At 61.8% G+C, this 26,866-nt stretch carries 20 protein-coding genes, 1 tRNA gene and 1 pseudogene; 8 read left to right on the forward strand and 14 right to left on the reverse strand.

Annotated elements, in window-relative coordinates; translation table 11 throughout:
- The first annotated feature begins 38 nt into the window (after nt 1–38).
- Entirely contained in the window at nt 39–1,817 is a 1,779-nt protein-coding gene (locus BM382_RS19620) for an acyl-CoA dehydrogenase C-terminal domain-containing protein (RefSeq protein ID WP_019094528.1), read from the forward strand.
- Nucleotides 1,818–2,054: 237 nt separating this feature from the next.
- Here BM382_RS19620 and BM382_RS19625 read toward each other — a convergent pair whose 3' ends face one another.
- Nucleotides 2,055–2,984, reverse strand: coding sequence for a LysR family transcriptional regulator (locus BM382_RS19625; RefSeq protein ID WP_011063858.1), 930 nt, complete (start codon nt 2,982–2,984; stop codon nt 2,055–2,057).
- A 102-nt stretch (nt 2,985–3,086) separates the two neighbouring features.
- On the opposite strand from BM382_RS19625, the gene BM382_RS19630 reads away from it, so the two are divergent.
- The 4 genes from BM382_RS19630 (at nt 3,087) to BM382_RS19645 (ending at nt 6,246) form a co-directional block, all read left to right on the forward strand.
- A complete protein-coding gene (locus tag BM382_RS19630; protein ID WP_072443653.1) occupies nt 3,087–3,785 on the forward strand; it encodes an MOSC domain-containing protein in 699 nt (232 codons plus the stop codon).
- Complete coding sequence (locus BM382_RS19635; RefSeq protein WP_072443655.1) at nt 3,782–5,065, forward strand: aspartate aminotransferase family protein; 1,284 nt, start codon at nt 3,782–3,784, stop codon at nt 5,063–5,065. The genes BM382_RS19630 and BM382_RS19635 overlap by 4 nt, the downstream gene beginning before the upstream one ends.
- Entirely contained in the window at nt 5,065–5,790 is a 726-nt protein-coding gene (locus BM382_RS19640) for a type 1 glutamine amidotransferase (protein ID WP_011063855.1), read from the forward strand. Before BM382_RS19635 ends, BM382_RS19640 begins: the two co-directional genes overlap by 1 nt.
- Nucleotides 5,791–6,087: 297 nt before the next feature.
- A complete protein-coding gene (locus BM382_RS19645; RefSeq protein ID WP_011063854.1) occupies nt 6,088–6,246 on the forward strand; it encodes a YqaE/Pmp3 family membrane protein in 159 nt (52 codons plus the stop codon).
- A gap of 36 nt (nt 6,247–6,282) precedes the next feature.
- Here the strand turns inward: BM382_RS19645 and BM382_RS19650 are convergent, their stop codons facing one another.
- The 10 genes from BM382_RS19650 to BM382_RS19695 form a co-directional block, all read right to left on the reverse strand.
- Entirely contained in the window at nt 6,283–8,115 is a 1,833-nt protein-coding gene (locus BM382_RS19650; protein ID WP_072443657.1) for a S9 family peptidase, read from the reverse strand.
- Nucleotides 8,081–9,250 (reverse strand): pyrroloquinoline quinone biosynthesis protein PqqE, encoded by a 1,170-nt coding sequence (gene pqqE / locus BM382_RS19655; protein WP_019094523.1) that lies wholly within the window; start codon nt 9,248–9,250, stop codon nt 8,081–8,083. The genes BM382_RS19650 and pqqE overlap by 35 nt, the downstream gene beginning before the upstream one ends.
- Entirely contained in the window at nt 9,222–9,497 is a 276-nt protein-coding gene (gene pqqD / locus BM382_RS19660) for a pyrroloquinoline quinone biosynthesis peptide chaperone PqqD (RefSeq protein WP_011063851.1), read from the reverse strand. Before pqqD ends, pqqE begins: the two co-directional genes overlap by 29 nt.
- Entirely contained in the window at nt 9,494–10,246 is a 753-nt protein-coding gene (pqqC, locus tag BM382_RS19665; RefSeq protein ID WP_011063850.1) for a pyrroloquinoline-quinone synthase PqqC, read from the reverse strand. Before pqqC ends, pqqD begins: the two co-directional genes overlap by 4 nt.
- 92 nt (nt 10,247–10,338) lie before the next feature.
- Nucleotides 10,339–11,250 (reverse strand): pyrroloquinoline quinone biosynthesis protein PqqB, encoded by a 912-nt coding sequence (gene pqqB, locus BM382_RS19670; protein ID WP_011063849.1) that lies wholly within the window; start codon nt 11,248–11,250, stop codon nt 10,339–10,341.
- A 104-nt stretch (nt 11,251–11,354) separates the two neighbouring features.
- Nucleotides 11,355–11,429, reverse strand: coding sequence for a pyrroloquinoline quinone precursor peptide PqqA (gene pqqA, locus BM382_RS19675; RefSeq protein ID WP_003194766.1), 75 nt, complete (start codon nt 11,427–11,429; stop codon nt 11,355–11,357).
- A gap of 156 nt (nt 11,430–11,585) precedes the next feature.
- The gene (pqqF, locus tag BM382_RS19680; RefSeq protein ID WP_072443659.1) at nt 11,586–14,048 is read right to left on the reverse strand and encodes a pyrroloquinoline quinone biosynthesis protein PqqF; all 2,463 of its coding nucleotides are present in this window, start codon (nt 14,046–14,048) and stop codon (nt 11,586–11,588) included.
- A 48-nt stretch (nt 14,049–14,096) separates the two neighbouring features.
- Nucleotides 14,097–14,891: a carbon-nitrogen hydrolase family protein gene (locus tag BM382_RS19685; protein ID WP_019094519.1), complete on the reverse strand. Its 795-nt coding sequence runs from the start codon at nt 14,889–14,891 to the stop codon at nt 14,097–14,099.
- A 111-nt stretch (nt 14,892–15,002) separates the two neighbouring features.
- The gene (locus BM382_RS19690; RefSeq protein WP_019094518.1) at nt 15,003–16,685 is read right to left on the reverse strand and encodes a flavin monoamine oxidase family protein; all 1,683 of its coding nucleotides are present in this window, start codon (nt 16,683–16,685) and stop codon (nt 15,003–15,005) included.
- 168 nt (nt 16,686–16,853) lie between these two features.
- Nucleotides 16,854–17,315, reverse strand: coding sequence for an Lrp/AsnC family transcriptional regulator (locus BM382_RS19695; protein ID WP_011063845.1), 462 nt, complete (start codon nt 17,313–17,315; stop codon nt 16,854–16,856).
- A gap of 208 nt (nt 17,316–17,523) precedes the next feature.
- Between BM382_RS19695 and BM382_RS19700 the strand changes: the two genes are divergently transcribed.
- The 3 genes from BM382_RS19700 to BM382_RS31900 all read left to right on the forward strand — a co-directional run bounded on the left by BM382_RS19700 (nt 17,524) and on the right by BM382_RS31900 (nt 21,984).
- On the forward strand, nt 17,524–19,899 hold the full coding sequence (locus BM382_RS19700) for a glucose/quinate/shikimate family membrane-bound PQQ-dependent dehydrogenase (RefSeq protein WP_019094517.1): 2,376 nt from the start codon (nt 17,524–17,526) through the stop codon (nt 19,897–19,899).
- 220 nt (nt 19,900–20,119) lie between these two features.
- The gene (locus BM382_RS19705) at nt 20,120–20,425 is read left to right on the forward strand and encodes a hypothetical protein (protein WP_170866334.1); all 306 of its coding nucleotides are present in this window, start codon (nt 20,120–20,122) and stop codon (nt 20,423–20,425) included.
- Between the two features lie 521 nt (nt 20,426–20,946).
- Complete coding sequence (locus BM382_RS31900; protein WP_170866335.1) at nt 20,947–21,984, forward strand: fimbrial protein; 1,038 nt, start codon at nt 20,947–20,949, stop codon at nt 21,982–21,984.
- 229 nt (nt 21,985–22,213) lie between these two features.
- On the opposite strand, the pseudogene BM382_RS32100 reads toward BM382_RS31900, so the two are convergent.
- The 3 genes and pseudogenes from BM382_RS32100 to BM382_RS19720 all read right to left on the reverse strand — a co-directional run.
- Nucleotides 22,214–22,639: pseudogene (locus tag BM382_RS32100) on the reverse strand (hypothetical protein); the annotation flags it as partial.
- Nucleotides 22,640–22,959: 320 nt separating this feature from the next.
- A tRNA-Ile gene (locus BM382_RS19715) sits at nt 22,960–23,036 on the reverse strand.
- 15 nt (nt 23,037–23,051) lie between these two features.
- Complete coding sequence (locus BM382_RS19720; RefSeq protein ID WP_011063841.1) at nt 23,052–26,795, reverse strand: EAL domain-containing protein; 3,744 nt, start codon at nt 26,793–26,795, stop codon at nt 23,052–23,054.
- Nucleotides 26,796–26,866 lie beyond the last annotated feature (71 nt).

Genomic DNA, 26,866 nt, shown 5'->3' on the forward strand with positions numbered 1-26,866 from the left:
CGTTTCGGCCCGCTTTTTTAGTTCTTGCGAGGTTTGCCATGGCTGACTACAAAGCGCCCTTGCGCGATATGCGCTTCGTCCTCAATGAAGTTTTCGAGGTCGCCAAACTCTGGGCCCAGTTGCCGGCTCTGGCTGAGACTGTGGATGTCGAGACGGTCGAGGCGATTCTGGAGGAAGCGGGCAAAGTCACCGCCAGAAGCATCGCTCCGCTGAGTCGCGGCGCCGACGAGGAAGGTTGCCACTGGGACAACACCGTGGTGACCACCCCTGAAGGTTTCCCACAGGCCTATCAGACCTACGCCGAAGGTGGCTGGGTCGGCGTGGGTGGCGATCCCGAGTTCGGCGGCATGGGCATGCCCAAGGCGGTATCGGCCCAGGTCGAGGAAATGGTCAACTCCGCGAGCCTGGCCTTTGGTCTGTACCCGATGCTGACTGCCGGGGCCTGCCTGTCGATCAACGCCCATGCCAGCGAAGAGCTGAAAGCCACCTACCTGCCGAACATGTATGCCGGTGTCTGGGCAGGCTCCATGTGCCTGACCGAGCCCCATGCCGGTACCGATCTGGGGATTATCCGCACCAAGGCCGAGCCTCGGGCCGACGGTTCCTATGCCATCAGCGGAACCAAGATCTTCATTACCGGTGGTGAGCACGACCTGACGGAAAACATCATTCACCTGGTGCTGGCCAAGCTGCCGGATGCGCCGGCTGGTCCCAAGGGGATTTCCCTGTTCCTGGTGCCCAAGTTCATGGTCAATGCCGATGGCAGCCTGGGCGAGCGCAACCCGGTGACCTGTGGTTCGATCGAGCACAAGATGGGCATCCAGGCTTCGGCCACGTGCGTGATGAACTTCGATCAGGCCATCGGTTACCTGGTGGGTGAACCGAACAAGGGCCTGGCGGCCATGTTCACCATGATGAACTACGAGCGTTTGGGGGTAGGTATCCAGGGGCTGGCCACTGGCGAGCGTTCCTACCAGAACGCTATTGAATATGCCCGTGATCGCCTGCAGAGCCGCTCGCCTACCGGCCCGCAAGCCAAGGACAAGGTAGCCGACCCGATCATTGTGCACCCGGATGTGCGGCGCATGCTGCTGACCATGAAGGCTGCAAACGAAGGCGGCCGGGCATTTTCCACCTATGTGGCGATGCAATTGGATACCGCCAAGTTCAGCGAAGATCCGGATACCCGCAAGCGCGCGGAAAGCCTGGTGGCATTGCTGACCCCGGTGGCCAAGGCTTTCCTGACCGACCTGGGTCTGGAAACCACGGTTCATGGCCAGCAGATCTTCGGCGGCCATGGCTATATCCGTGAGTGGGGCCAGGAACAACTGGTACGCGATGTACGGATTACCCAGATCTACGAGGGCACCAACGGTATCCAGGCTCTGGATCTGGTAGGACGCAAGATCGTCGGGAGCGGCGGTGCGTTCTATAAGCTGTTTGCCGACGAGATCCGCCATTTCACCGCTACGGCGGATGAGCAATGGGGGGAGTTCACCCGCCCGCTGAACGCGGCGCTGGACAATCTGGATGAGCTGACCGCCTGGGTATTGGACCGGTCCGCCAGCAACCCCAACGAAATCGGGGCAGCGTCGGTGGAATACCTGCAGGTATTTGGCTACACCGCCTACGCCTACATGTGGGCACTGATGGCCAAGGCTGCGTTGGGCAAGGAGCAGGAAGACGACTTCTATGCCAGCAAACTGGGGACGGCGCGGTTCTACTTCGCCCGCCTGCTGCCGCGTATCCACTCGCTTAGCGCCTCGGTCAAGGCCGGTAGCGAATCGCTGTTCCTGTTGCAGGCTGAGCAGTTTTAACCAGCAAGGGCGTTTGTAAGTCATCTCTTACATAACGTGCTGCTGATCGTCCATATCGGTAGATGACGGCTGAAGCTAATCTACTTCACATGGACGTCGCGCAGGAAGCGCAAAGCAACAACACGGACACGTAGGATTCCGCCAGGATGGTGGAGTGAAAAGGATGTCAGGGAAACAGTCTGCAAAGCCCCGCTTCGGTGGGGTTTTCTTTTGTCCGGGTTTTTTATTTTGGCAGGCTTATCCCGGCACCTCCACGGCGGAAGTTCCCCCCAGGCGCGGTTCCTGCGCATTCATCGAGTCTTCCAACAAACTGCGCAGCAGCTCCAGCGTCCCTTGCTGACGCTGCAGATCCCGGCAGACCAACCCCACCTTTAGCGGCACCCTGGGCTCGCTCAGCGGTTTCCACAACAGTTCCTTGTTGCCGTGCTGCTGTTGGGAGCGCCCGGGAAGCACGGTGGCCAGCCGTGTATGGGGCAGGCTGTCGAGAATCCCGGCCATGTTGTTCAGCTCCGCCTGCACCTGCGGGCGCCGCCCCAGATTGGCCAGTTGAGCCTGCCAGATCTGGCGGATCTGGAACTCCTCTCCCAACAACAGCATCGGCAACTCTGCTGCCTGGCTCATGGAGACCTTCTTGAACTCGCGCAGCGGATGCTGCTCCGGGATGACCAGGGTCAGTTCATCTTCGTACAGCGGTACCCCATGCAGACCTGGCTGGCGTGGCGGCAAGTAGCTGATGCCGATATCCAGCGAGCCATTGAGCAGGCGCCTTTCGATCTCCAGGCCGGTCAATTCATAGATCTGCACCACAAGATGGGGCTGGGCCTTGCGTACACGCTCAAGCATCTGCGGCACCAGGCTGGTATGCACGGTTTGCAGTACGCCGATCGCCAAGGTGCGCAGCGCCTGGCCCTTGAAGTTGCGCAAGGCCTCGCGGGCCTGTTGCAAGCCGTCGAGCAGGGGCAGGGCGTGGTTGTACAGCGTATGCGCCGCCAGTGTCGGCAACAGGCGTTTACTGCTGCGCTCGAACAGGCTGACGTCGAGGTTCTGTTCCAGCTGGCGGATCTGCTGGGAAAGCGCCGGTTGCGAGATCGACAGCCGTTCGGCGGCACGTCCCACATGACCTTCTTCATACACCGCGACGAAATAACGCAGTTGCTTAAAATCCATAAGTATTTCTTATCGAAAAAGCTTAAAAAACGAAATGGCCCGAAGCCCCTGAGGGGCCTAGTCTAGCGCCTATTCACAAGGCTTACAGGGCCACGAAGGGCGATGAATACCGTTTGCGTCGATGGTGTTTACATAGGCAAGGCAAAAAATCTCGGCCAGGGTCTGGTCAGCGACACCGACAAGTACCCGGTTGCCAACCGACTCTGGTTGTGGCCACAAGGCCTGGGCAGCGATGAGCACGGCGATCCGCGCTTTCACACCGGTCCCGAGCGCGCCTTGCATCATTACCCCGCTGAACACTATGACCACTGGCGCAAACGTTACCCACAGTTCGCCTGGTGCGCGCCGGCCTTCGGTGAAAACCTGTCCACCCATGGCCTCACCGAAGAACAGGTGTGCCTGGGCGATCTGTTTCGCTGGGGCGGTGCGCTATTGCAGGTCAGCCAGCCGCGTTCGCCCTGCTATCGCCTGAGCCATCGCTGGGGCCTGGCCAATCTGCCGCAACAGGCCCAGGACAATGGTCGTTGCGGCTGGTTTTACCGGGTCCTCAAGCCAGGTTTCGTACAAGCGGATGAACCTTTTGAACTGATTCAGCGCAGTTACCCCGGCCTCACCGTGGCCTGGGCCCTGCGCTGTTTTTTCCAGGAACCTCTGGAACATGCTGGCTTGAAAACCCTCATTGATTGCCCGGCGCTTTCCTCGCGCTGGCGTGATATCGCTATCAAGCGCATGCGTACTGGCCGGGTTGAAGACTGGTCCGCGCGCCTGCTGGGGCTGCCGCTGGAGGGCCTGCGGGCATGAATCTGTTCAACCTGCGCCGCACTGTGCCGAGCCTGGAAGATCTGGCCGCCGAGCCCTATGCAAACGCTTCGGCCCCGGCCTTTTCCAACGAGTGCCTGATGCCCAGTGTGCAGCGTCCCCAACCGGTCTTCGTGCGCGGCCAGGGCTCTTGGCTATGGGACAGTGAAGACCGCACTTACCTGGACTTCACCCAGGCCGGGGCCGCCAACAGTCTTGGCCACAGCCCGTCGGTCCTGGTCGCCGCGCTTGCCGAGCAGGCGCAGTCGCTGATCAACCCGGGTTCCGGGTTCTACAACCGTGGCATGCTCAAGCTGGCCGATCGCCTGTGCCGCAGCACCGGCAGCGACCAGGCCTACCTGCTGAGCAGCGGCACTGAAGCTTGCGAGGCCGCAATCAAGCTGGCGCGTAAATGGGGGCAACTGCATCGTGGCGGCGCGGCTGGCATCATCACCGCCAGCCAGAGCTGCCATGGTCGTGGCTTTGCTGCGTTGTCGGCGGCTGGCAGCGGCGCTCCGGGCAATCGTTTCGGCCCCGGGCTGCCGGGTTTCAGCCAGGTGCCGTTCAACGATCTGCCGGCCTTGCACGCGGCGGTGGATGCGCAAACCGTGGCGATCATGCTGGAGCCGATCCAGAGTGAGGCTGGTGTCATTCCGGCGACCGAGCATTACCTCAAGGGTGTCGAGCGCCTGTGCCGTGAACTGGGCATCCTGCTGATTCTCGATGAGGTCCAGACTGGCATCGGCCGCTGCGGCACCCTGCTGGCCGAACAGCTGTATGGCGTGCGTGCCGACATCATCGCTCTGGGCAAGGGGCTCGGCGGTGGCGTGCCACTGGCGGCGTTGCTGGCACGGGGCAAGGCCTGCTGTTTCGAGGCGGGCGAGCTGGATGGCACTCACCATGGCAATGCGCTGATGACCTCGGCCGGCCTGGCGGTTCTGGACAGCTTGCAGGAGCATGGCTTTCTCCAGCAGGCGCGCCATAACGGCCAGTACCTGGGGCAGGAACTGACCCGCCTGGCGAGCCGGTATGTACAGGGCCAAGTGCGGGGGCAAGGTTTGTTCTGGGGCATGACCCTGGCGGATGAGTCCGCCGACGCGGTGGTCAAGGCCGCCTTGCATGAAGGCTTGCTGCTCAGCGCGCCGCAACCGGACTGCCTGCGTTTTACCCCGGCATTGAGTGTCAGCAAAGGCAATATCGACGAGATGCTCCTGCGTCTGGCTCGGGCTTTTTCCCGGGTGCGCACGGCGCAATTGCACTGTCGCAAGGGAGTGGCCGTCTGATGCGTGTACTGATCCTGCAACATTCGCCTGCCTCCGGGCCGGGGCGGATCAACCAGTGGCTGCTGGAGCGGGCGAGCGCCGTGCACATCTGCCATCTGTATGCCCAGGCACGTTTGCCGCGGCTCGACAGTTTCGACCTGCTGATCGCTCTGGGTGGGCCCATGAGTGTGCACGACGAGGCCCAGACTCCGTGGCTGGCTGCGGAAAAACGCCTGTTGCGCAAGGCCCTGTCTGCCGGCAAGCGCGTGCTGGGCATCGGCCTGGGTGGCCAGCTCCTGGCGCAGGCGCTGGGGGCGCAGGTTCGCCCCAGTGCAGCGCGGGAGATTGGCTGGTGGCCTGTGGAAAAGTACCCCAATGCCCAGGACTCGCCTTTGGGGCTGGCCTTGCCGGAACGTCTGATGGCCTTTCATTGGCACGGCGAAAGCTTCGATCTGCCCAAGGGCGCGTTGCCGCTCTATCGCTCGGCGGCCTGCGATCACCAGGGCTTTATCTGGCAGGAGCGGGCCATCGGCTTGCAATGCCTGTTGCAGAGCGACTTGCACAGCATCGAGGCACTTTTGCAGGCGCGCCCCAACGGTTGGCTGAGCGCTGAACACAGCGCCGAGCCCGATAGCGTCGAGGATCAACAGGCGATTCTCGCCGGAATCCCGCATTGCAGTGGTCTGGCACCCACGCTGTTCCGGGTGCTGGATTACCTTTCCGGGCCACATGCGACCTTACGTTGACTGACTTCCTGAACCGTCTCGCGGTATAACGCATCGCCCCGTGTCCGATTTTTCGCACGGGGCGTTTTTTTATCTCCAGCTTTTTCAAACCCCTTCTTTGTTCTTGCAACCTCCTTCAAGTAACGGCTCGTTGTACGGGCGCCATGGCCCTCAAGCTGTTGAGCGTGGTGCAGGAACATGGCCTCTAGATCCTCGCCCGAGTGGCAGCGCGGCCTCGAATCGCCCTGAACCCTGGCGTATGGCCAAGGTCGATTGCAGGTAAGGCTCATTCGAGCCGATTGTTATCAGGAGCTGCCCATGGACTTGATCCGCATCATCTTCGCCATTCTCTTGCCGCCCCTGGGGGTCTTCCTGCAAGTGGGGTTTGGCGGCGCTTTCTGGCTGAACATCCTGCTGACCCTGTGCGGCTACATTCCGGGGATCGTGCATGCGGTGTACATCATCGCCAAACGCTGATGGTCTGCCCGTTCCAGGGGAACGGGCATTAGCTGATCAGTGCTGTGCCTGCAGCACTCGGCGGTAAAACCGCCACTCCTGCTCCAGGGCGTGGGCCTGGTTGCTGGCCTTGCGAAAGCCGTGGCGCTCATCGGGATAGTAGTGGGCCTCGGCGGCGATGCCCTGGTCCTGTAGCGCCTTGAGCATGTCGCGGGTCTGCTTGGGCACCACCACCGCATCCTGCTCGCCCTGGAAAAACACCACCGGCACGCCGATGCTGCTGGCGTGGGCCAGGGGAGTACGGGCCAGATAACGTTCGCTGTCGCGTTCAGGATCGCCGATCAGCCAGTCCAGGTAGTCGCCTTCGAACTTGTGGGTGGCGCGGGCCAGGCTGATCGGATCGCTGACTCCGTAGAGGCTGGCCCCGGCGCAGAAGACCTTGGCGAAGGCCAGGGCGCAGAGGGTGGTGTAGCCCCCCGAGCTGCCGCCGCGTATGAATGCCTGTTGCGGATCGATCAGCCCCTGCTCATCCAGGTGGGCCACCACGGCGCAGGCGTCTTGCACATCCACCTCGCCCCAGCGCAGGTGCAGGGCCTGGCGATAGGCCCGGCCATATCCGGTGCTGCCGCGGTAGTTCAGGTCGGCCACGGCAAAGCCGCGCTGGGTCCAGAACTGGATACGCGGGTCGAGTATCGGGTAACAGGCCGAAGTCGGGCCGCCGTGGATGAATACCACCAGGGGCGGCCGGTTGACACCGTTCATCGCCGGGTAGAAGAAACCGTGGGCCTGGCCGTCGCCGCTGGGGTAGCACAGGGTCTGCGGGCGGCTGATGCGTTCCGCCGGCAGAGGGGCAATCCCTCCCGCCAGGACTTGGACCTGCCGGGTCTTGCGGTCTATGGCGATAACGGCCGAGGGGCTGACAGGCGAGGCCGCGATGCAGTACAGGTAGTGCTGGTCCAGCGCCAGGCTGCGGAAGCGGCTGTAGTTGCCGCTAAAGTCCTGCTGGAAACCGTCGTCCTGACGCAGCCCGAGGCGGCCAAAACCCTGCTCGGTCCAGCTGCCAAACCAGGCATCGCCGCCCAGGGGCAGCCAGGTGCAACTTCCCAGTTGCCAAGGCGCCGGGGCATGGTCCGCGGCGGTGCTGGGCAACGGCCGCAAACCATCGCTCGACTCGGTCCAGGGTTGCCAGAAACCGCCGCGATCGCTGAGGCAATACAGATGATCGTGCTGGTCGAAGCGCGGCTGTTGCAGTGACTCTGGCTCGCCATCGCCCGCCACGCAGCGGGGATCCCCCCAGGTCCCGTTGCCCAGGCGCTCAGCAAGCATCAGGCGGGTGCTGGTCCAAGGTTGATGGGGCCGGTCCCACTCGATCCAGGCCAGGCGCAGACCATCGGGGCTGAGGGTAGGAGCGGCATAGAAGTCGGCCCCGGCAGCCAGTAGCCGGCGTTGACCGGTGATGCTGTCAATGCTCACCAGTTGGTGTTGTTCGGCGCACTCCTCGACGGCCAGCACCTGGCCAGCGTGGCATCGCAGGTCACCGTAGCGGCACGTGCCTTGAGTCAAGGCGCTGGGCGCTCCACCGGCCAGGGGCTGGCGATACAGCTGCTGGTCCGCCTCGTTGACGAACAGCAGGGCATCATCGCTGAGGCAGAAGGCGCCACCACCGTATTCATAGACCCTGCTGCGCACGCTGAAGCCGGTTGGCGTCAGGCAGTGGGCCTGGCCCTGATGCCACTGCCAGATTCGGCAGCGGCCGTCCTCGGGACGATATTCATTCCAGAACAGGCCGTGGGTCGTCAGTTGCAGTTCGGCAAAATCGACCCCGGCCTTAGTGGCCTGGCTGGCGCTGAAGGGCTCAACCCTTGGCGATGAGGCGGGAGTTTCGTTCATTGCGAAAAGCCAGTTGCTCGATGGTGTGGGTGGCCGTTTCAGATTCTTCACGGGCCTGGAGGATCATCCCATGGTGTGGCGATTTGCTGCACACCGGATCGGCATTGCTGGCATCTCCGGTGAGCATGAAGGCCTGGCAGCGGCAGCCGCCGAAGTCCTTTTCCTTCTCGTCGCAGGAGCGGCAGGGTTCGGGCATCCAGTCGTACCCGCGAAAGCGGTTGAAACCGAATGAGTCGTACCAGATGTGCTGCATGCTGTGGTCGCGCACATTGGGGAACTGCACCGGCATCTGCCGCGCGCCGTGGCAAGGCAGTGCGGTGCCGTCCGGAGTCACGGTGAGGAAGATGCTGCCCCAGCCATTCATGCAGGCCTTGGGGCGCTCCTCGTAGTAGTCCGGAGTGACGAAGATCAGCTTGCAGGGATGCCCTTGGGCTTCCAGCCTGGCGCGGTATTCGTTGGTGATGCGCTCGGCGCGCACCAGTTGTTCCTTGGTCGGCAGCAGGCCCACGCGGTTGAGCTGGGCCCAGCCGTAGAACTGGCAGGTGGCGAGCTCGACGAAATCGGCTTCCAGGGCGATGCACAGCTCGATGATGCGGTCGATCTTGTCGATGTTGTGCCGGTGGGTGACGAAGTTCAGCACCATCGGATAGCCGTGGGCCTTGACCGCACGGGCCATTTCCAGCTTCTGCGCGAAGGCTTTTTTCGAACCGGCCAGCAGGTTGTTCACCTGTTCGTCGCTGGCCTGGAAGCTGATCTGGATATGGTCCAGGCCGGCTTTCTTGAAGTCGCTGATCTTCTGCTCGGTGAGGCCGATACCGGAGGTGATCAGGTTGGTATAGAAGCCCAGCTTGCGCGCCTCGCCGATCAGTTCGGCCAGGTCCTGGCGCACCAGCGGCTCGCCGCCGGAGAAACCCAGCTGCGCTGCACCCATTTCCCGCGCTTCGCGAAATACCTTGATCCACTGCTCGGTGCTCAGCTCCTTGCCCTGCTCGGCGAAGTCCAGGGGGTTGGAGCAGTAGGGGCACTGCAGCGGGCAGCGGTAGGTCAGCTCGGCCAGCAGCCACAGCGGCAGGCCAACTTCCGGTTTGCCGGGCAGAACCGCCGGTTCAGGCGAGTTCGATCCAGTGCTGAGCACGGGCGACCTCCATGAACTGCTCGATATCTTCACCGAGCTCGGCCACCCCCGGGAACTGGATTTCCAGCTCGCTGATGATCGCCGCCACGTCACGTTCGCCATCGATCAGGCCGCCAATCAGGGCGGCACTGTCGTTGAGCTTGATCATGCCCTCGGGGTACAGCAGGACGTGGCCCTTTTGCGCCGGTTCATACTGGAAGCGGTAGCCGGGGCGCCAGCGTGGGGTTTTACTGCGGTCGAAACTCATAGGGTGATCCCCTTATGCCAGACCCGCTGATCGGTGACGCTGTGATAGGGCGGGCGGTTCAGTTCATAGGCCATGCTCATGGCGTCGAGCATGCTCCAAAGGATGTCCAGTTTGAACTGGAGAATTTCCAGCATGCGTTCCTGGCCGGCACGGGTGGTGTAGTGCTGCAGGGTGATCGCCAGGCCGTGCTCGACATCGCGGCGGGCCTGGCCCAGGCGGGTGCGGAAGTACTCGTAGCCAGTGGGGTCGATCCATGGGTAATGCTGGGGCCAGCTGTCCAGGCGCGACTGGTGGATTTGCGGCGCGAACAGTTCGGTCAGCGAGCTGCTGGCCGCCTCCTGCCAACTGGCCCGGCGAGCAAAATTGACATAGGCGTCCACGGCAAAGCGCACACCGGGCAGCACCAGTTCCTGGGAGCGCAACTGGTCCGGATCCAGGCCCACGGCCTGGCCCAGGCGCAGCCAGGCCTCGATGCCGCCGTCCTCGCCCGGGGCGCCGTCATGGTCCAGCAGGCGCTGGATCCATTCGCGGCGAATCTCCCGGTCCGGACAGTTGGCGAGGATCGCCGCGTCCTTCATGGGGATGTTCACCTGGTAATAGAACCGGTTGGCGACCCAGCCCTGGATCTGCTCGCGGGTCGCCCGGCCTTCATACATCGCCACGTGATAAGGGTGATGGATGTGGTAGTAGGCGCCTTTGGCGCGCAGTGCCTGCTCGAATTCGGCGGCGGACAGCGGGGTGTCGGTCATGTGTGTTCTCCGGGGGGCAGCCCTTTCGCGGGCAAGCCAGCTCCTACGCAAAAAGGCCAAGGCTCGTGGGGCGAGCTTGTGGGCGATTCGCCCTACAGCTCAATACTCATTCCGTCGTAAGCCACTTCCACCTTTCGGCGTACCAGTTCGGCACGTTCGGCGGAGTCTTCATCGAGGATCGGGTTGGTGTTGTTGATATGTATCAGCACCTTGCGCTGGCGGGGCAACTGTTCCAGCACTTCGAGCATGCCGCCGGGGCCGTTCTGCGCCAGGTGGCCCATTTCCCGGCCGGTACGGGTGCCCACGCCACGACGCTGCATTTCATCGTCTTCCCACAGGGTGCCGTCCACCAGCAGCACATCGCTGGCGGCCATGATCTCCAGGAGTGGCGCGTCGACCTTGCCCAGGCCCGGCGCGTAGAAGAGTTTGCCGCCGCTGCGCAGGTCTTCGACGATCAGGCCGATGTTGTCCCCCGGGTGCGGGTCGAAACGGTGGGGCGAATAGGGTGGCGCTGCGCTGCGCAGGGGCAGCGGCGTGAAGCGCAGGTTGGGGCAGGCGGGGATGCTGAAGCTCTGGTCCAGCTCGATGCGGTTCCAGCTCAGGCCGCCGTTCCAGTGGCTGAGCATCTTGAACAGCGGGAAACCGGTGCTCAGGTCTTCATGGACCATGTCGGTGCACCAGACCTGGTGCGGGCAGCCTTCACGCAGGCTGAGCAGGCCGGTGGTGTGGTCGATCTGGCTGTCCATGAGGATGATGGCGCCGATGCCGGTGTCCCGCAGTGCGCGGCCCGGTTGCATGGGGGCGAAGCTTTGCAACTGCGCGCGGATATCCGGAGAGGCGTTGCACAGCACCCAGTTCACCCCGTCATCGGAAATCGCGATGGACGATTGAGTGCGCGCCTGGGCCCGCAGGCTACCGTCGCGAAATCCGGCGCAGTTCACACAGTTGCAGTTCCACTGCGGAAAACCACCGCCGGCGGCGGAACCTAGAATCTGGACAAACATGGACGCTCCCTGGGCTCAAGACTGAAAAAAGGACGGAGAACTGAAAATAAAAACGCCCCGGACGGGCCGAGGCGTTGCGCTGCGTTTCTGGCCAGAGGCAGAAATTAGCGGCTGGCGAAGTACATGGTGACTTCGAAGCCGATACGCAGGTCAGTGTAAGCAGGTTTGGACCAGGTCATAAAATTGCTCCTTTGAGGTGGGTGGGACGGGTGTTGCCTATACATATAGTCCACCTCCGGCGGGAGATGTTCAGATGCTTAGGAGGCTATCTTACTAAATTCCCGCGGAAGGTTGCCCGCAATTCTGAAGAAAGCTCATTGCAGCGCTGGTAATGATCATTCTGCCACTTGCCAGGGTGTACCCGGGCACGGCCTGTTGGCCAGCGCGCTGCAGCCGCCGGCAGCCTCTCTGAGTTGGCGGGCGGCCTGGATCACGATGGCGGGCGTCAGGGCCTCTATGCAGCCTCGCAACTGCGGCAGGTAATCCGACGAGTGGCCGGCCAGTTTTGCCTGCCACAACAAATCCATGGCCTGGTCCAGGGGCAGGGTCGCGGGCTGCAACTGTTGAGCCAGGGCCTGTCGCTGATCATTCCAGCTGGGCTCGTCGAGTGCCTGGAGTTGTTCGGGCAGGTGCTCAAGGAATTGTGCGATGTGCTGAAGTATCTCGGTGACTGTCGCGCCGGGGGATTGCACGCCGAACAACAGACCCGTCCGGCCGTTGCGCTGGCGAACGGCACTGAAGACGCCATAACCCAGTTGCAGCTCCACTCGCAGGCGCTGATAGAACGGGGTCTGGCAGAGCTGGCCGAGTAGGCGCCATGCGGCTTCATCGGCAAGGCTGGCGCTGGGCACGGGATAGAACAGCAGCAGGGCATGCTCACCGGCACTCCCGGGCAGGTTCTGCCACTGCTGGCCGGTGCCTGCTGGCACCGGCCGGCAGAGGGTGGCGTGCGCTGTGCCGGGCATCTGTTGCAGGGTTCGGCTCAAGGCTTCCTGGACGGCGGCTGGCAGTGCCAGGCCCAGTCCGTCCCAGCGAGCGCTGGCCCAGAGTGCTTGCAAGGCCTCTGGGTCGGGCTGGGCCGGGCTGTCGGGCTGTTGCTGTTCGCTGAATGCCTTGAGCAATTGGCGGATCGGCAGCAGGGGCGCTTCAGCATTGACGCTTGCCTGCTCCTGCCAGAACGACTCGGCAGGTCGTCCCAGGGCTTTCAATGCTTGCAGTAGCACTGCGGGCATGGGGGACGGCAAACCGTGCAGTTTCAGCAGCCAGTCTTTGCCACAAGAGGTGAAGTTCAGCTCTACGCCGGCCTGGCGGGCATCGTCGCGCAATGTCGCCAGGCTGCGCAGCAACCGGGCATGCAAGCCCATCGGGGCAGGCGAGGCCAGTTGCCAGCGCAGAGTCAGGGCGCTACCAGAAGGATCTGCTGGCAGCGCCTGGCTGAAGCTCAGGGCCGAGCTTTCCTTGCGGCCCCGGGAGCGATCCTGGGCAAAGGTGCGCAGCCCGCGATGAGCGCTGGTCTGCCCACGAATCAACCCGGCCCGTGGTGCCTCGATCGTGCTGCGCAGAAAGGGGTTGGCAGGAGGCAGGCGCCAGTCGTGGCTGAAGTGCTCCACAGCCTGGGGTTGCAACTGCTTGAGCACCTGCTTGAGGGCGGCCAGCCCCGACTCATCCAGCCCATCGGCAGCTTGGCGGCTGTCGCGTCGGGACAGTTCCAGGGCGCTGGCAACTTCGATCTGGCGCTGTTGCAGCAAGGCATATTCTTCGCGCAACGGTGCCCAGTCGGCCTGGGCACTGAAGAACCCCAGCCACTCTGTCAGCAGCTCGCGTACCTGAACCGGGGCTGATGCCGCCACGCTGGTCAGATCGAACTCCAGGTGCAGCAGGGCCTGGCCGGCGAACTCATACAGGAGCGTTGCCTTGAGGCTGTGAGCCAGTTGGCGCTGCTGGAGTTCCGCCAGCAACCCGCCGGGCTTGGCCGATTGCAGCCAGGTGCAGAGAAAATCCACAGCGGCAGTAGCGCCCGCGGGCAGCCGCTCTAGAGCAAACAGCAGGTCCAGCCGCTGGCCGCTGAGTTGTTGGTAAGTCTGTTTGCCTGTGGTCATTAGGGCGGGAGGCGCTGTCTGCTCAAGGTGTTGACCGCTCGGCAGGCAACTGCCGTAGCGTTCCGCCAGGGCTCGGAGCTCCTCCAGTGGCTGCGGGCCGGCGAGGCTCAAGACCATTTGCCCGGCCTGGTAATACTCGCGATGGAACTGCTGCAAGGCCTGCTGGAAGGCGTTATTGGGCAGGTTCAGGCTGTAGCGGTTGCCGGCATGGAAGGCCCTTAGCGGGTGCGCGGCATGAAGACCGTCAAACAGTGCGAATTGACGCTGCGCTGTCGCATCCCGGGACCAGGCGATGAACTCCGCGTGCAGGACTTCCCGCTCCCGGTGTTGGTCCTCCAGGCTCATGCGCGGTTGAGCAAGCATCTCGCACAGACGTTCCAGGCCACCGGCAAAGGCGCTGGCCGGCAGCTCGAAAAAGAACTCGGTGGCACGTTCGCAGGTTCGCGCGTTCAGTTGCCCGCCCTGGGCCCGTACATAGGCCATCAGCCCCTGTTCGACAGGAAAGCGCTCGGTCCCGAGAAACAGCAGGTGTTCCAGAAAGTGCGCCAGGCCCGGCCAGGCCAGCGGCACATCGTGGCTGCCGGCGGCGACCCGCAATGTCGCGGCGCAGCGTTTCAAATGGGGAGCATGACGCAGGGAAACCCGCAGGCCGTTGGCCAGGGTCTCCAGTGGGGGCAGAGGGTGATTCGGCGCGGGCATGAGCACTTCCAGAACAGAGAAGCGCTCATGCTAGCGGATATCCCCGGATCAGCGCTTGCTCAGGTCGTCGTAAAGCTCGGGGCGGCGATCGGACAGGTAGCGGTTGAGCGCCCGGGATTCGCCCATCAGTTGGCGGTCCAGGGTGCCGATGATCAGGGCCTCGTCGAGACCGGCCAGGGCAATCCGGCTGCCGTCGGGGGCGGCGATGCTGCTCTGGCCGCAATAGCGGATCTGTTCTTCATGGCCACAGTAGTTGGCATAGGCCACGTAGCACTGGTTCTCGAAGGCCCGGGCACGGATCGTCACGTCGGCGACGAAGTCGTAGGGGATCATGTTGGCGGTCGGCACCAGAATCAGCTCCGCGCCTGCCAGGGCCAGGCGTCGTGCATTCTCCGGGAACTCGATGTCGTAGCAGATCAGAAAGCCGAGTTTCCAGCCGTCCAGTTCCACCAGCGGAAAGTCATCTTCGCCGGCGCTGAACATCGAATGGTCGAGGTCACCGAACAGGTGGGTCTTGCGGTAGTTGCACAGGCGCTGCCCCTGGGCGTCGATCAACTGCACGGCGTTGTAGATCTGGCCGTCGGCGCTGCGCTCCGGGTAGCCATAGAGGATCGCCGTGCCGGCGGCCTGGGCGATGGCGGCGATGCGCTGGGCCGAAGGGCCGTCCTGGGCCTCGGCCAGAGCGCCCACCGCTTCCAGGCCGATGTTGTAGCCGCTGAGAAACATCTCCGGCAGCACCAACAGATCGGCATCGGTGGCTTCCATGGCCACCTGATGCAGGCGTTGCAGGTTGCCGGCCACATCCAGCGGCCGTGGCGGGCACTGATACAGGGCGACGCGCATGGTCTTCACTCCACTCACTGACAGACCGGCCACTGTAGCCGCTGTCGCAGGTTCGTACGGCATCCCCGCAGGGCAAGCCTGCGGGAACGAGCGCCTGCCCGGCCGCCGGTTTCAGTCGGCCAGGGCAATCGGCCCGATCTCGTGGAACACATCCCCCGGGCCCGGGTTCTCGGCGTGGGTAGCGCCACCGAAGTGCTTCATGATCCCCCACACCGCGTTCAGCGAGGTCTGCACCGCACCCTCGACCCAGGCGGGAGTCCAGGAGACATCGTCACCAGCGATGAAGATACCGCGCTGCTCGGCGGGCATGTCGTCCTGCATGAAGTGCGCGTACATCCGCTGGTTGTAGCGGTAGTGGCCCGGCAGCGCGCCCTTGAAGGCGCCGAGGAAATGCGGGTCGGCCTCCCAGGAGACGGTGATCGGGTCGCCGATGATACGGCTGGCGATATCCACCTTGGGGTAGATCTTCTTCAGCGCATCCAGGGCCAGCTTCACGCGTTTTTCCACCGGCTGCGGCAGCATCTTCAGGGCATCGCTCATCCACGAGTAGGACAGGCAGATCACCCCCGGCTTGTCGTCGCCGTTGTCGAACAGGTAGGTGCCGCGGGTCAGGCGGTCGGTGAGGGTCATGCTCATCAGGTCGCGACCGGTTTCCGGATCCTTGTCCTTCCAGAACGGCCGGTCGACCATGACGAAGGTCTTCGACGACTGCATGTAGCGGGTGCGGTCCAGGGCCATCCACATCTTTTGCGAGAACAGCGATTCCTCGCATTCGATCTGGGTGGTCAGCAGCCAGCTCTGGCAGGTGGTCAGCACCGCGGCGTATTCCCGGGTGTCGCCCCAGTTGTCGGTGACGCTGAAACGGCCATCGGCGGCCCGGGCAATGCGCTTGACCCCGGTACGCGGCGCGCCGTGGTGCAGCGAGCTGAGGCTGGTACCGGCCGGCCAGTGGGCACAACGCTCCGGCACGTGGCGCCAGATGCCCAGGGGCACCTGCTCGACGCCGCCCACCACCAGATGCTGGTGGTCGTCGCAGTTGGTCATGACCACGCGAAAGATTTCCAGCATCGAGTTGGGGAAGTCCGAATCCCAGCCGCCGGTGCCGAAGCCCACCTGGCCGAACACCTCACGGTGATGGAACGACAGCTTGGCGAAGGCCTTGGAGGTGGCGACGAAGTCGTAGAAGGTGCGGTCGTCCCACAGCGGCACCAGGGTGTTCCACAGTTCCTTGAGGCGCGGCACGTCGCGGTCACGGATTGCCTGCTGGATTTCGCTGAAGCGCGAACCATCTTCCAGGGCATCGGCCCAGGCATCGGCGACTTCCTGGAACAGCGCCGGCAGGTCGGCGAGTTTCTGGGCGTAGTGGGTCTGGCCTTCGAGGTCGATGACGGTACTGCCCGAGGCCGGGGTCAGCGGGTTGGGAAAGGGCTTGGTTTCAAGGCCGAGCTTGTCGACGTAATGGTAGAAGGCCGTGGACGACACCGGAAAGCGCATGCCACCCAGCTCGGCGATGATCCCCTCGGCTCCCTCAAAGGCCTGGGAGCGCAGGCGGCCGCCCATTTTCGAGGCTTCATAGACCACTGGCTTGAGGCCCAGCTTCATCAGCTCGTAGGCCGCCACCAGCCCGGCGATACCGGCGCCGACAATCGCCACTTCGGTGCCGTGCCGTGTCTGGGGAATGCTGCCCAGGCCGGCAGGATGCTCGATCCAGTCGTCGAAGGCGAAAGGGAAGTCCGGGCCGAAAATGGTGATCGGCTTCTTACCGTCTGCAGGATGGCGATTGTTCTTGTTCATGGCTGACCTTGGCGGGCGGCTCAGCAGAGTGCTGAGTATAGGAAAAGATGGCAGCCATTCTAGAGAGGGTGAAACACGTAAATAAGACGCAAACTGTCGTCGTTATGCTCGGTTATTTATCGATATGACGAATTTGTGCGTCAGATTGACTGGTTGGCAGGGCGCGCCTTACAGCGCGTGCCCGCGATCGATCTTGCTGCTGAGGATGATCGAGGTGGTGGTTTTCTCCACGCCGTCAACGCTGCCGATCTGGTCCAGCAACTGGTCCAGCTGTTCCGGTGAGTCGGTGCGCAGCCAGGCCACATAGTCGAATTCGCCGCTGACCGCACACAGTTGCTGGACCTGCGCCATGCCGCTCAGGCGCCGCAGCACTTCCTTGCCAGAGCGCGGCTGGACCTTGATGCCGACATACGCCTGCAAGCCGCCATCGACTACCCGCTGCCCCAGGCGCACGCCATATCCGGTAATGACCCGGGTCTTTTCCAGGCGGGCCAGGCGCGAGGTCACGGTGGTGCGGGCGATACCCAACTGCCGGGCCAGCATCGCCACGCTTTCGCGGGCGTTGATCTGCAAGGCTGCGATCAATTGACGGTCGACTTCGTCAAGAACGGGAGGGCGGCTATCGGACAAGGTGGGCTCCAGCACGGCTATCGGGGGAGCGCACATGTTACAGGCTCCCGTGAACACCCGCCGCAGCTCCCGGAGAACATGGCGCAAGCGACAGCTACGCTCTGCAAGTCGGGAATTTTTTTGAAACAAATGACCTGCGACAGATTGTCATAAGTAACTGGTTAGTACATTCTCGCCGTCAGGTTTTGAAGATGGGAGAGTTTTTAAGATGAAAAACACGGGGGCTGCCGCCGGCAGCAAATGGTTGCTCGGGGGGCTGGGTATCCTGATTGCCCTGATCGGGCTGGGCCTGGCCGCAGGCGGGGGTTACCTCCTGAGCCTGGGCGGCAGTGCCTATTTCCTGTTGATGGGCCTGGCGATGCTGGTGTCCGGGCTGTTGATCGCGCGGCGCAACCCGCGTGGTGCCTGGCTGTATGGGGTGGCCCTGGTGCTGACGGCGATCTGGGCGGTCTGGGATGCGGGCCTGGAATACTGGCCGCTGGTCTCGCGGGTACTGACCTTCGCCGTGATCGGCCTCGTGGTGGCGCTGATCTACCCGACCCTGGTGCGTGCCTCCGGAGCCCATGCCGGGCGCGGTGCCTATGGCCTGGCTGGGCTGTTGGGGATCGGTGTGGTCGCGACCCTGGCCTACATGTTCGTGCCGACCCATGTGGTCAAGGCGGACAAGGTGCCAGCGGTCCAGCCGGTGGCTCCCGGGACGGAACAGAAAGACTGGGCCCACTGGGGCAATACCACTGCGGGCAACCGCTTCGCCGCACTGGACCAGATCAACAAGGGCAACATCGACCAGTTGCAGGTGGCCTGGACCTTCCGCACCGGTGACCTGCCCGAAAGCAACGGCGCTGGTGCCGAAGACCAGAACACACCCCTGCAGATCGGCGATACCGTCTACACCTGCACCGCCTACGGCAAGGTGTTCGCCCTGGACGCCGACACCGGCGCCGAGCGCTGGAAGTTCGACCCTCAGGGCTACGCGCCAAACTGGCAGCGCTGCCGCGGCCTGGGTTATTTCGACGCCTCTGCCACCCCGGTAGCCGATGCTTCGGCGCCTGCTGCTCCGGCGGCCTGCACCAAGCGCCTGTTCCTGCCGACCGGTGATGCGCGCCTGATCGCGATCAACGCTGAAACCGGCAAGCCCTGTGAAGACTTTGGCAACCAGGGCACGGTCGATCTGAAAACCGACATGGGCGAGATCAAGCCGGGCTACTACCAGCAGACTTCGACACCGTTGGTGGCGGGCACCGTGGTGATCGTCGGCGGCCGGGTGGCGGACAACTTCTCCACCGGCGAACCGCCGGGCGTGGTTCGGGCTTTCGATGTGCGCAGCGGCGAGCTGATGTGGGCCTGGGACCCGGGCAACCCGGCCACCACCAAGCGCCCGCCGGCGGGTGAAACCTACACCCGTGGCACGCCCAACGTCTGGTCGGCAATGTCCTATGACGCCAAGCTGGGCCTGGTGTACCTGCCCACTGGCAACGCCACCCCGGATTTCTTCGGCGGCCAGCGCACCGAGTTCGACGACAAGTGGAACTCCTCCATCGTCGCCATCGACGTGAAGACCGGCCAGGTTCGCTGGCACTTCCAGACCACCCATCACGACCTCTGGGACTTCGACCTGCCGGCACAGCCGCTGCTGTACGACATTCCGGACGACAAGGGCGGTGTGCAACCGGCGCTGGCCCAGGTCACCAAGCAGGGCGAGATATTCCTGCTCAACCGTGAGACCGGCAAGCCGATTGCCCGGGTGGAAGAGCGCCCCGTGCCCCAGGGCAATGTGCCGGGCGAGCGGTATTCGCCGACCCAGCCGTTCTCGGTGGAAATGCCGTCGATCGGCAACCAGACCCTGACCGAGTCCGACATGTGGGGCGCGACTCCCTTCGACCAGCTGATGTGCCGTATCCAGTTCAAGGGTATGCGCCATGAGGGTGTGTACACCCCGCCGGGCCTGGATCATGCGTTGCAGTTTCCCGGCTCCCTGGGCGGTATGAACTGGGGCAGCGTGTCGGTGGACCCCACCAGCAATTACATGTTCGTCAACGACATGCGCCTGGGCCTGGCCAACTACATGATTCCCCGGGACCAGATCGCCGCCGGTGCCAGTGGCATCGAGATGGGCGTGGTGCCCCAGGAAGGCACGCCGTTCGGCGCCATGCGCCAGCGCTTCCTCTCGGCGGCGGGCATTCCCTGCCAGAAGCCGCCGTTCGGCACCATGTCGGCCATCGACCTGAAGACCCGCAAGCTGGTGTGGCAAGTGCCGGTGGGTACCGTGCAGGACACCGGCCCGCTGGGGATCCGCATGCACCTGCCGATCCCGATTGGCATGCCGACCCTGGGCGCGTCCCTGGCTACCCAATCCGGTCTGCTGTTCTTCGCCGGTACCCAGGATTTCTACCTGCGGGCCTTCGATACCGGCAATGGCAATGAGATCTGGAAGGCGCGCCTGCCCGTAGGCAGCCAGTCGGGCCCCATGACCTACGTGTCGCCCAAGACCGGTCGCCAGTACATCCTGCTCACCGCTGGCGGTGCGCGGCAGTCGACGGATCGTGGCGACTACGTGATTGCTTACGCGTTGCCCAAGAAATAAGCGCAGCCTGGCAGCAGCATGAAAAAGCCGCGCAATGCGCGGCTTTTTCATGGCCGCAGGCAACGGGCTTCAGCCCCCTTGCGATTTGGGGAAGGCGGGGCATGTTCCGGGAGGGCGTTGGTGGTTGACTGCAGGGGGAGTGTAAATAAGAACTGTCTTAGATACTGTTTGTGGGTATTTTGCTAAAAAGCCGCCTTTTCCAGATCCCGAAATAGTGGGAATGAATAAGGATGTCGGCATGACGTACAGGCTGTCTCTTTCAGGCTTTCAGGATGCGGTCGAGCATTTCCACACGGTGGTCGAGGCCCTGGCCTTCTATGAAAGCCTTCAGGAGAGGGAGGGGGATGCACCTGGCGCAGGCCGTGCAGAATTGCACTGCCTGCAAAGGAATACCTTCGTCGTCCTGCTTCCGGGAATCAGTGTGCAAACCGTCACCGAAGAACTGGAAACCGTGTGGGAGTGGGCGCCGGAAGATCGCCTGAAGATTCGCCCCATGTTGAAAGAGCGCTATCGGACCAAGACTTGATGAGGTTTGCTTTTCAAGCAATAACACAGAGCTGCGCATTGCATGGATTTTGTGTTTGGTGGGTTTCGCGACATACGCCCCGCCGCCTCTGCAGTCGGTATGCGCCGCCATCTTGAGATGGGCAAAAAAGTGGATGCAGAACTCGTCGGCGGGTGGGGGAGTGCTTTCTATATCCGATTTATGTGTGGTTACTAATTTATACGTATAGGGATTATCACCGGTGGCTGCTTTAAAAAGTCTCCATCGGAGGGCGGAGGCTTGCAGCTGGAGGTTTATCGCCCATTACTACCTCTCCGTCATTAAGTAACTGCGATCTTGTCGGTAGATACGAATTTTTGGGCGCTCCATTTTTTTTCAGGGTGCCGTATCAGTCAGTAAGAATTTAACTTGCCCGAGGTATGTCCTGCCTCCGCAAATCTGTCTTTAGACGTGCTTTTTAAGAATCGCCTTAGATCGTGGCTGGTTTGAGTGAAATAGAATTTAAAGAGGTGAGCTTTCCAAGCGACTAAGGCGATAAAGTCATGATTAGCTATTCAGGCGGTTGCAGTTTCTTTCGGGACTATCTTGTAATATTTTTTGTTTGTGTGGTCTATTCCGGTTTTGTAAGTGCAGATTATCGAAATAATTATTGTAATTCCGGAGCAAAGCTCGGTAGTAACTCTATATCTTTCAAACTTGGATACCTGCGTCCTTTTTCTGAGGTAGAAGTTGGAGGTGTTCTCGGAACTGCAGCGCTGGTGGGTACCCTGAAATGTAGCGCTGAAGAGGAACCTTACGGAAAATTGGGTTTTAGCCTACAAATTGTTCCTGGCACAGGCGAGCCTGGTGTCATTTGCAGCACGCCGATTGATGGAGTTGGAGTGCGATATAGATCGGCTTATGGTAGAGCCATACCATGTGACCATTGGGACGAAGTTTTCATGGTTCAGCCAAGAAAAGGTGGGCAGTACGCGGTCTCATTGGATCAAGCAGTGGAGTTCATTAAAACCAAGCCGAGAACCTCCCTCGGCCCTGGGTTGCATGAGCTGCGACTACCTCCAAGTAGCTATATCTACTCATACTGGAAAGGTATAACCGTTAGCGATACTTGGGGGGAATATATATTTTATTCAACCGCCAAACTGCTGGTAGCAGACTGCCGAATGGTTGACGCTAACAAAACAGTCGACTTCGAAGGAGTGAACCCCTATCACCTTGTAGATGGCGGCATGGTAGAAAAAAAATTTGATCTTACGCTTGGGAGTTGTGGCAGCCAAAGCGCAGCCGAAGAGTTCAACGATGTTGCCAGCTTCCATTTTCAGTCGAAAAATATACGAGCAGATGGAAGGCTGGAAAATGACCGATGCGAGGGGTGCGCCAAAGGCATATTGATCACGGTGGCAAATGCTAAGGGCAAAATGATTGATTTAAATAAATCTTATTTGATGAAGGACGGTGATTATAACCTGAGCGGAGAAAGAATAACGCACCACTTTTTGGCTAAGTTAGGGCGCGATTTTAAAAATATTGAAGCAGGAAGGATTCAGGTTGTGCTTACGCTGATAATAAGTTCGCTTTAATTATGAAGGTGATGTAGTCGCTGTATGGATGTACATGATGGAGTTTTCGCGTTGATATTTGACTGTTCGATTGTAAGGTTCTAGCTGATTGATACATCTATTGAGGTTCTATCTTGTAGGTAATCGATAGAGTGATGTTGATTGTTTCGTTACCAGTTGATTTTTTAAAGCTTGGATTCGCAGGAGTATATTTGAGTGCATTAGCATTGCCCGGCGGCGGGGCCTGCTAATGAATATGCGCGGCGAGTTGAGTGTTCATGCCTGCCAGTCGGGTGAGCGTATTGCAAACAATCTTGAATAGATTTACGTCCTTAGATCGGATCCAACTGTTCGGCGCTTGCAGGCGCTGCTCTATGTCGCCACCGACCATGGTGTTTTGCTTTTGCCCCGTCAGCAGGTTCAGATCGCAGGCCTGTGGTCTGGTGTAGGTGGCTCATGGCATTCAGGCTGGCCGGCCCGCTTGAGAGCATATTGAGCGCGCCCATGGCCTAGTCCTCCACTGTGTGCTCAGTTGCTTTGCTCTGGATCGTCCCAACGGTCTGACGTAGCCAGTTGCCGTCGGCATCTAAGCGTTGCTGGCAAGCCTTGCTGTGCTGCCACACCTGATCACTTTTTCGCTCGGGGGGGGGGGCAGGCTCTGACCATGCGGCAGGATCTGGACGTTCCACAGAACGACGTGCTTCAGGTTCAGGAGCGGCGGGCCGGTCAGGATCGCCGCCAATTCGCGTCAGACCAGTATCCGCCGCACGCCTCTAGCGGAGGTTTAACTCTCCGCTCAACTGATGAAGTTGCGCTATGGCAGTAGAAGTTGACTGTCTGTATCGGTGGTCGGCGATGAGGGCAGAAGAGGCTTCTAGGGGCCATCCCGGCCCTGTCCAGCGTTAACTGAGCTTGTATGGGCGGAACAGGAAAGGAGGGGCTATTTCTTGAACGATTCAGAAAAGCGAAAGCCGCGCATTGCGCGGCTTTCTTGTTTGGTGGGCCCACACGGACTTGAACCGTGGACCAAAGGATTATGAGTCCTCTGCTCTAACCAACTGAGCTATAGGCCCTCAGTAGGCGCCGGATTATAGCGATGGTTTCTCGGCTGTGCTATCCGAAAAATCGGAAACTCGGATCCGCAGGAAGGTCGTACAGAACTCCTCGGCTTCAAGGGGCAGGCTGACGATATAACCCTGGATCTGTTCGCAGCCTTCCAGGGTTAGGAAGGTCTGCTGCTCCTGGTTTTCCACGCCTTCGGCAATCACCGTGAACTGCATGCTGCGCCCCAGGGCGATGATGGCGCGGACAATCGCCACGTCGTGGGGGTCGTCCGGCAGCCCGCGGACAAAGGACTGGTCGATCTTGAGAAAGTCCAGGGGCAGGCGCTTGAGGTAGCTGAGGGACGAGTAGCCGGTGCCGAAGTCGTCGATGGCCAGTTGCACGCCCAGGCGCTTGAGCTGATGCAGCACTTCCAGGGCTTCTTCGGCCTGGCTCATGATGAAATTCTCGGTGATCTCCAGCTGTAGCATTCCGGGCTGCAGGTCATAGTCGCGCAGCAGTTGCTCGATGCGCCCCAGCAGGTTGGGCTGGCGCAACTGGGCGCCGGCGAGGTTCACCGACAGCGGGCCGAAATCCTCAAAGCGCCGGTTCCAGTTGTTGAGTTGCAGGCAGGCCTGTTCCAGTACCCAGTCGCCGATCAGCAGGATCATGCCATTTTCTTCGGCCAGGGGAATGAAGTGCTCTGGGGGCACATCGCCGAAAGTGGGGTGATGCCAGCGGATCAGGGCTTCGGCGCCCACCAGCTCGTGGTTGCTGAGGCTGATCTTGGGTTGGAAATACAGTGACAGTTCGTTGCGCTCTATGGCTCGCCGCAGCTCGTGCTCCAGGGCTACCCGTTCGCTGGCCTGGGCGGTCAGGTCGCGGGTGTAGCGCTCCACGCGGTTGCGGCCCTTGGCCTTGGAGCGATACATGGCGGCGTCGGCGTTCTTGATCAGGGTGGCGACATCGCAGCCGTCCTTGGGGTACAGGCTGGTGCCGATGCTGGCGCTGATGAAAAACTCGTGTTCGCCGGCCTGGAAGGGGGCGGTAAAGCAGTTCAGCAGCTTGGTGGCGATGTGATCGGCATCGCTGGCCTGGTGCAGGCCCGGCAGCAGGATGATGAATTCGTCGCCACCCAGGCGGGCCACGGTGTCGATATCCCTCAGCTGTTCCTTCAGGCGCACGGCGATGCCCTTGAGCAGCAGGTCGCCCACCGGGTGGCCGAGGCTGTCGTTGATGTGCTTGAAGCGGTCCAGGTCGAGGAACAGCACCGCGCCCTGGCTGCCGTTGTCCTGTTGGCTATTGAGGGCACTGAGCAGCCGGCTTTCGAACAGGGTGCGATTCGGCAGGCCGGTCAGGGGGTCGTGGTGAGCCTGGTAGTCGAGCCGCGCCTGGGCGTGCTTGAGGCTGGAAATATCGGCGAACACCGCGACGAAATGGGTGATCTGGTTTTCCCGGTTGCGCACCGCATTGATGGTCAGCCAGTTGGGATAAAGCTCACCGTTCTTGCGCCTGTTGGAGATCTCACCCTGCCAGTGGCCCTCCAGGGTCAACTGATGCCACATCGCGGCGTAGAAGGCGCTGTCATGCAGGCCCGAGGCAAGCAGGCGCGGAGTGTGGCCCAGGGCTTCGCGTTCGCTGTAGCCGGTGATTTCGCTGAAGGCGCGATTGACTGCGCTGATGCGCTGCTGGGTATCGGTGATCATCACGCCTTCGGCCGTGCTTTCGAATACGGTCGCCGCCTGTTGCAGCTTCTCCTGCATCAGGCGTCGGTCTGTGATGTCCCGGGCGATGGTCAGCATGCAGTCGTCACCGCCGATGGGCAGTGGCCGGCTCGACAGCTCGCAGAGGCGGATCTGGCCATCGTTGCGCCGGATATGGCAGTTGAAGTCGCGGACAAAACCATCGCGCTGCAGCAGGTCGAGCATCTGCTTGCGCTCATTGAGATTGACCCAGATGCCCAGGTCCAGGGTCGAGCGGTCCAGCGACATGGCGCTGTTGAAGCCGGTGATGCGACTGAAGCCTTCGTTGACCTCGATCAGTAGCCCGTCGCGCTGACGGGTCAGCAGCAGGCCATCGGGGGAGGCATGGAAGGCCTTGGCGAACTTCTCCTCGGAGGTCTGCAGTTGTTGCTGGGTCTCCTTGAGTTGGCTGATGTCGCGTACCACTACCACCAGCGCCGGCGTGGTGTCGAGGTCGAAGGGCTCGGCGGAGATCAGGCCGGTGAACAACTGGCCGTTATGCCGGCGAAAGGGCATTTCCAGATTGCGGATGCTGCCGGCCTGCAAGCGTTGCAGCAGCCCCGGCCCGACCCCGGGGATGCCCCAGATATTGAGCTCGGTGGCGGTCTGGCCAACCACGCTTTGCGCGCTCAGGCCGATCTGCTCCTCGAAGGCCTTGTTGACTTCCAGCAGGCAGCCGTCGGACAGCCGGGCAATCACCAGGATGTCCGGACATTGCTGGAACACCGAGGCGAACTTCTGTTCGGACAGGCGCAGGGCCTCTTCGGTGTGCTTGGTCTCGCTGATGTCGATCATCAGCCCGCGCATCACCGGTTCGTGGCCATGCTCGATCAGGCTGACGATGTCGCGCACCCAGAGGCAGCGACCGTCGGCGGCGATCACCCGGTAATCGAGGCTGTGATCCCGCCCGGCCTGCACTTCGTGGTCGCAGAAGGCCTGGGCCCGGGTCAGGTCCGCGGGGTGGATGATGTTGCGCCAGAAACCGGGAATCAGCCAATGGGCCAGGGGATAGCCCAGCAGGGCTTCGGCATGGGGCGAGACATAGCTGTAGGTAAAGTCGCTGATGCGCGCTTCCCAGGCAATCGCGGACAGGCTTTCCACCAGGCTGCGGTAGTGGTATTCGCTGCTGCGCAGTTCCTGTTCCAGGGCGACCCGCCGGGAAATTTCCGAGCTCAAGCGGCGGTTGATGCGGATCACCACCGCCAGCACGGTCACCAGTAGCAGAAGACCGGGCAGGCCATACATCAGGACATCCGACCAGAAGGTCCTGTGGTCGAGCACGCTGCCCACCCAGTGTTGCTGGATGGTGCTGATTTCCTCGGGGCTGAGGTCGGCGAGCACCTTGTCGAGAATGCTTACCAGAACCTTGTTTTCCCGCGGGACGCCCATCGCCAACTGATAGCGATAGGGGGTTTCGCCGCTGACGTAGAGACCGTCGAGCTTGAGCTGACGCAGGCTCCAGACACTGGAGGCGAGGTCGCCGACCACGGCGTCCACTTCGTCGGTGGCCAGGGCCTGCAGCGCCGAGCTGACATTGGGCATGGCCACCAGGTTCAGGTCCGGGTGGTGGGTGCGCAACAGTTCGTGAGGGGCGTAGTTTTCCACCACCGCTATCTTGAGGCCGTACAGTTCCTTGAGGTTGTGGGGTTGCGCGCCGCCTTCATGGGCGAGGATGACGATGGGGAAGTCCAGGTAAGGCCGGGTGAAGGCCATGTAGCTCTGGCGTTCGGGGGTCGACATGATCCCGGGCAGCAGGTCCAGCTTGCCCTGCTTGGCGTCCTCTAGCACCGCGGTCCAGCTGGCGGGCTCGACGGGCTTGAGGTTTACGGACAGGCGTTCCTGGATCAGGTGGATGTAGTCCGCGGCCAGGCCCTGATAGCGGCCTTCTTCATCCCGATACTCGAAAGGCGGCCATGAAGCGTCCACACCCAGGCGCAGTTCCGGGTGAGTCTTGAGCCAGCTACGTTCTTCGTCGGTGAGAGTCAGCGCGCCAGCCGTTGCGGTCCAGGTGAGCAGCGCCAGCAGGAGCATGGCCGACAGTCTGGGCATAACCGTCTCGTTATGGCACGGGGAATGTTTCGAGTGTAGACCGGCTATGGGGCGGGGAAGGAAAGAAGGAT

This window comes from Pseudomonas sp. NFPP25 (assembly GCF_900116505.1).
Lineage (GTDB): Bacteria > Pseudomonadota > Gammaproteobacteria > Pseudomonadales > Pseudomonadaceae > Aquipseudomonas > Aquipseudomonas protegens.

Excerpts from the sequence above, each read along its gene's own strand:
- BM382_RS19620 (WP_019094528.1), top strand. The coding sequence starts at position 39 with ATGGCTGACTACAAAGCGCCCTTGCGCGATATGCGCTTCGTCCTCAAT.
- BM382_RS19625 (WP_011063858.1), bottom strand. The coding sequence starts at position 2,984 with ATGGATTTTAAGCAACTGCGTTATTTCGTCGCGGTGTATGAAGAAGGT.
- BM382_RS19630 (WP_072443653.1), top strand. The coding sequence starts at position 3,087 with ATGAATACCGTTTGCGTCGATGGTGTTTACATAGGCAAGGCAAAAAAT.
- BM382_RS19635 (WP_072443655.1), top strand. The coding sequence starts at position 3,782 with ATGAATCTGTTCAACCTGCGCCGCACTGTGCCGAGCCTGGAAGATCTG.
- BM382_RS19640 (WP_011063855.1), top strand. The coding sequence starts at position 5,065 with ATGCGTGTACTGATCCTGCAACATTCGCCTGCCTCCGGGCCGGGGCGG.
- BM382_RS19645 (WP_011063854.1), top strand. The coding sequence starts at position 6,088 with ATGGACTTGATCCGCATCATCTTCGCCATTCTCTTGCCGCCCCTGGGG.
- BM382_RS19650 (WP_072443657.1), bottom strand. The coding sequence starts at position 8,115 with ATGAACGAAACTCCCGCCTCATCGCCAAGGGTTGAGCCCTTCAGCGCC.
- pqqD (WP_011063851.1), bottom strand. The coding sequence starts at position 9,497 with ATGAGTTTCGACCGCAGTAAAACCCCACGCTGGCGCCCCGGCTACCGC.
- pqqC (WP_011063850.1), bottom strand. The coding sequence starts at position 10,246 with ATGACCGACACCCCGCTGTCCGCCGCCGAATTCGAGCAGGCACTGCGC.
- pqqB (WP_011063849.1), bottom strand. The coding sequence starts at position 11,250 with ATGTTTGTCCAGATTCTAGGTTCCGCCGCCGGCGGTGGTTTTCCGCAG.
- pqqF (WP_072443659.1), bottom strand. The coding sequence starts at position 14,048 with ATGCCCGCGCCGAATCACCCTCTGCCCCCACTGGAGACCCTGGCCAAC.
- BM382_RS19685 (WP_019094519.1), bottom strand. The coding sequence starts at position 14,891 with ATGCGCGTCGCCCTGTATCAGTGCCCGCCACGGCCGCTGGATGTGGCC.
- BM382_RS19690 (WP_019094518.1), bottom strand. The coding sequence starts at position 16,685 with ATGAACAAGAACAATCGCCATCCTGCAGACGGTAAGAAGCCGATCACC.
- BM382_RS19700 (WP_019094517.1), top strand. The coding sequence starts at position 17,524 with ATGAAAAACACGGGGGCTGCCGCCGGCAGCAAATGGTTGCTCGGGGGG.
- BM382_RS19705 (WP_170866334.1), top strand. The coding sequence starts at position 20,120 with ATGAATAAGGATGTCGGCATGACGTACAGGCTGTCTCTTTCAGGCTTT.
- BM382_RS31900 (WP_170866335.1), top strand. The coding sequence starts at position 20,947 with ATGATTAGCTATTCAGGCGGTTGCAGTTTCTTTCGGGACTATCTTGTA.
- BM382_RS19720 (WP_011063841.1), bottom strand. The coding sequence starts at position 26,795 with ATGCCCAGACTGTCGGCCATGCTCCTGCTGGCGCTGCTCACCTGGACC.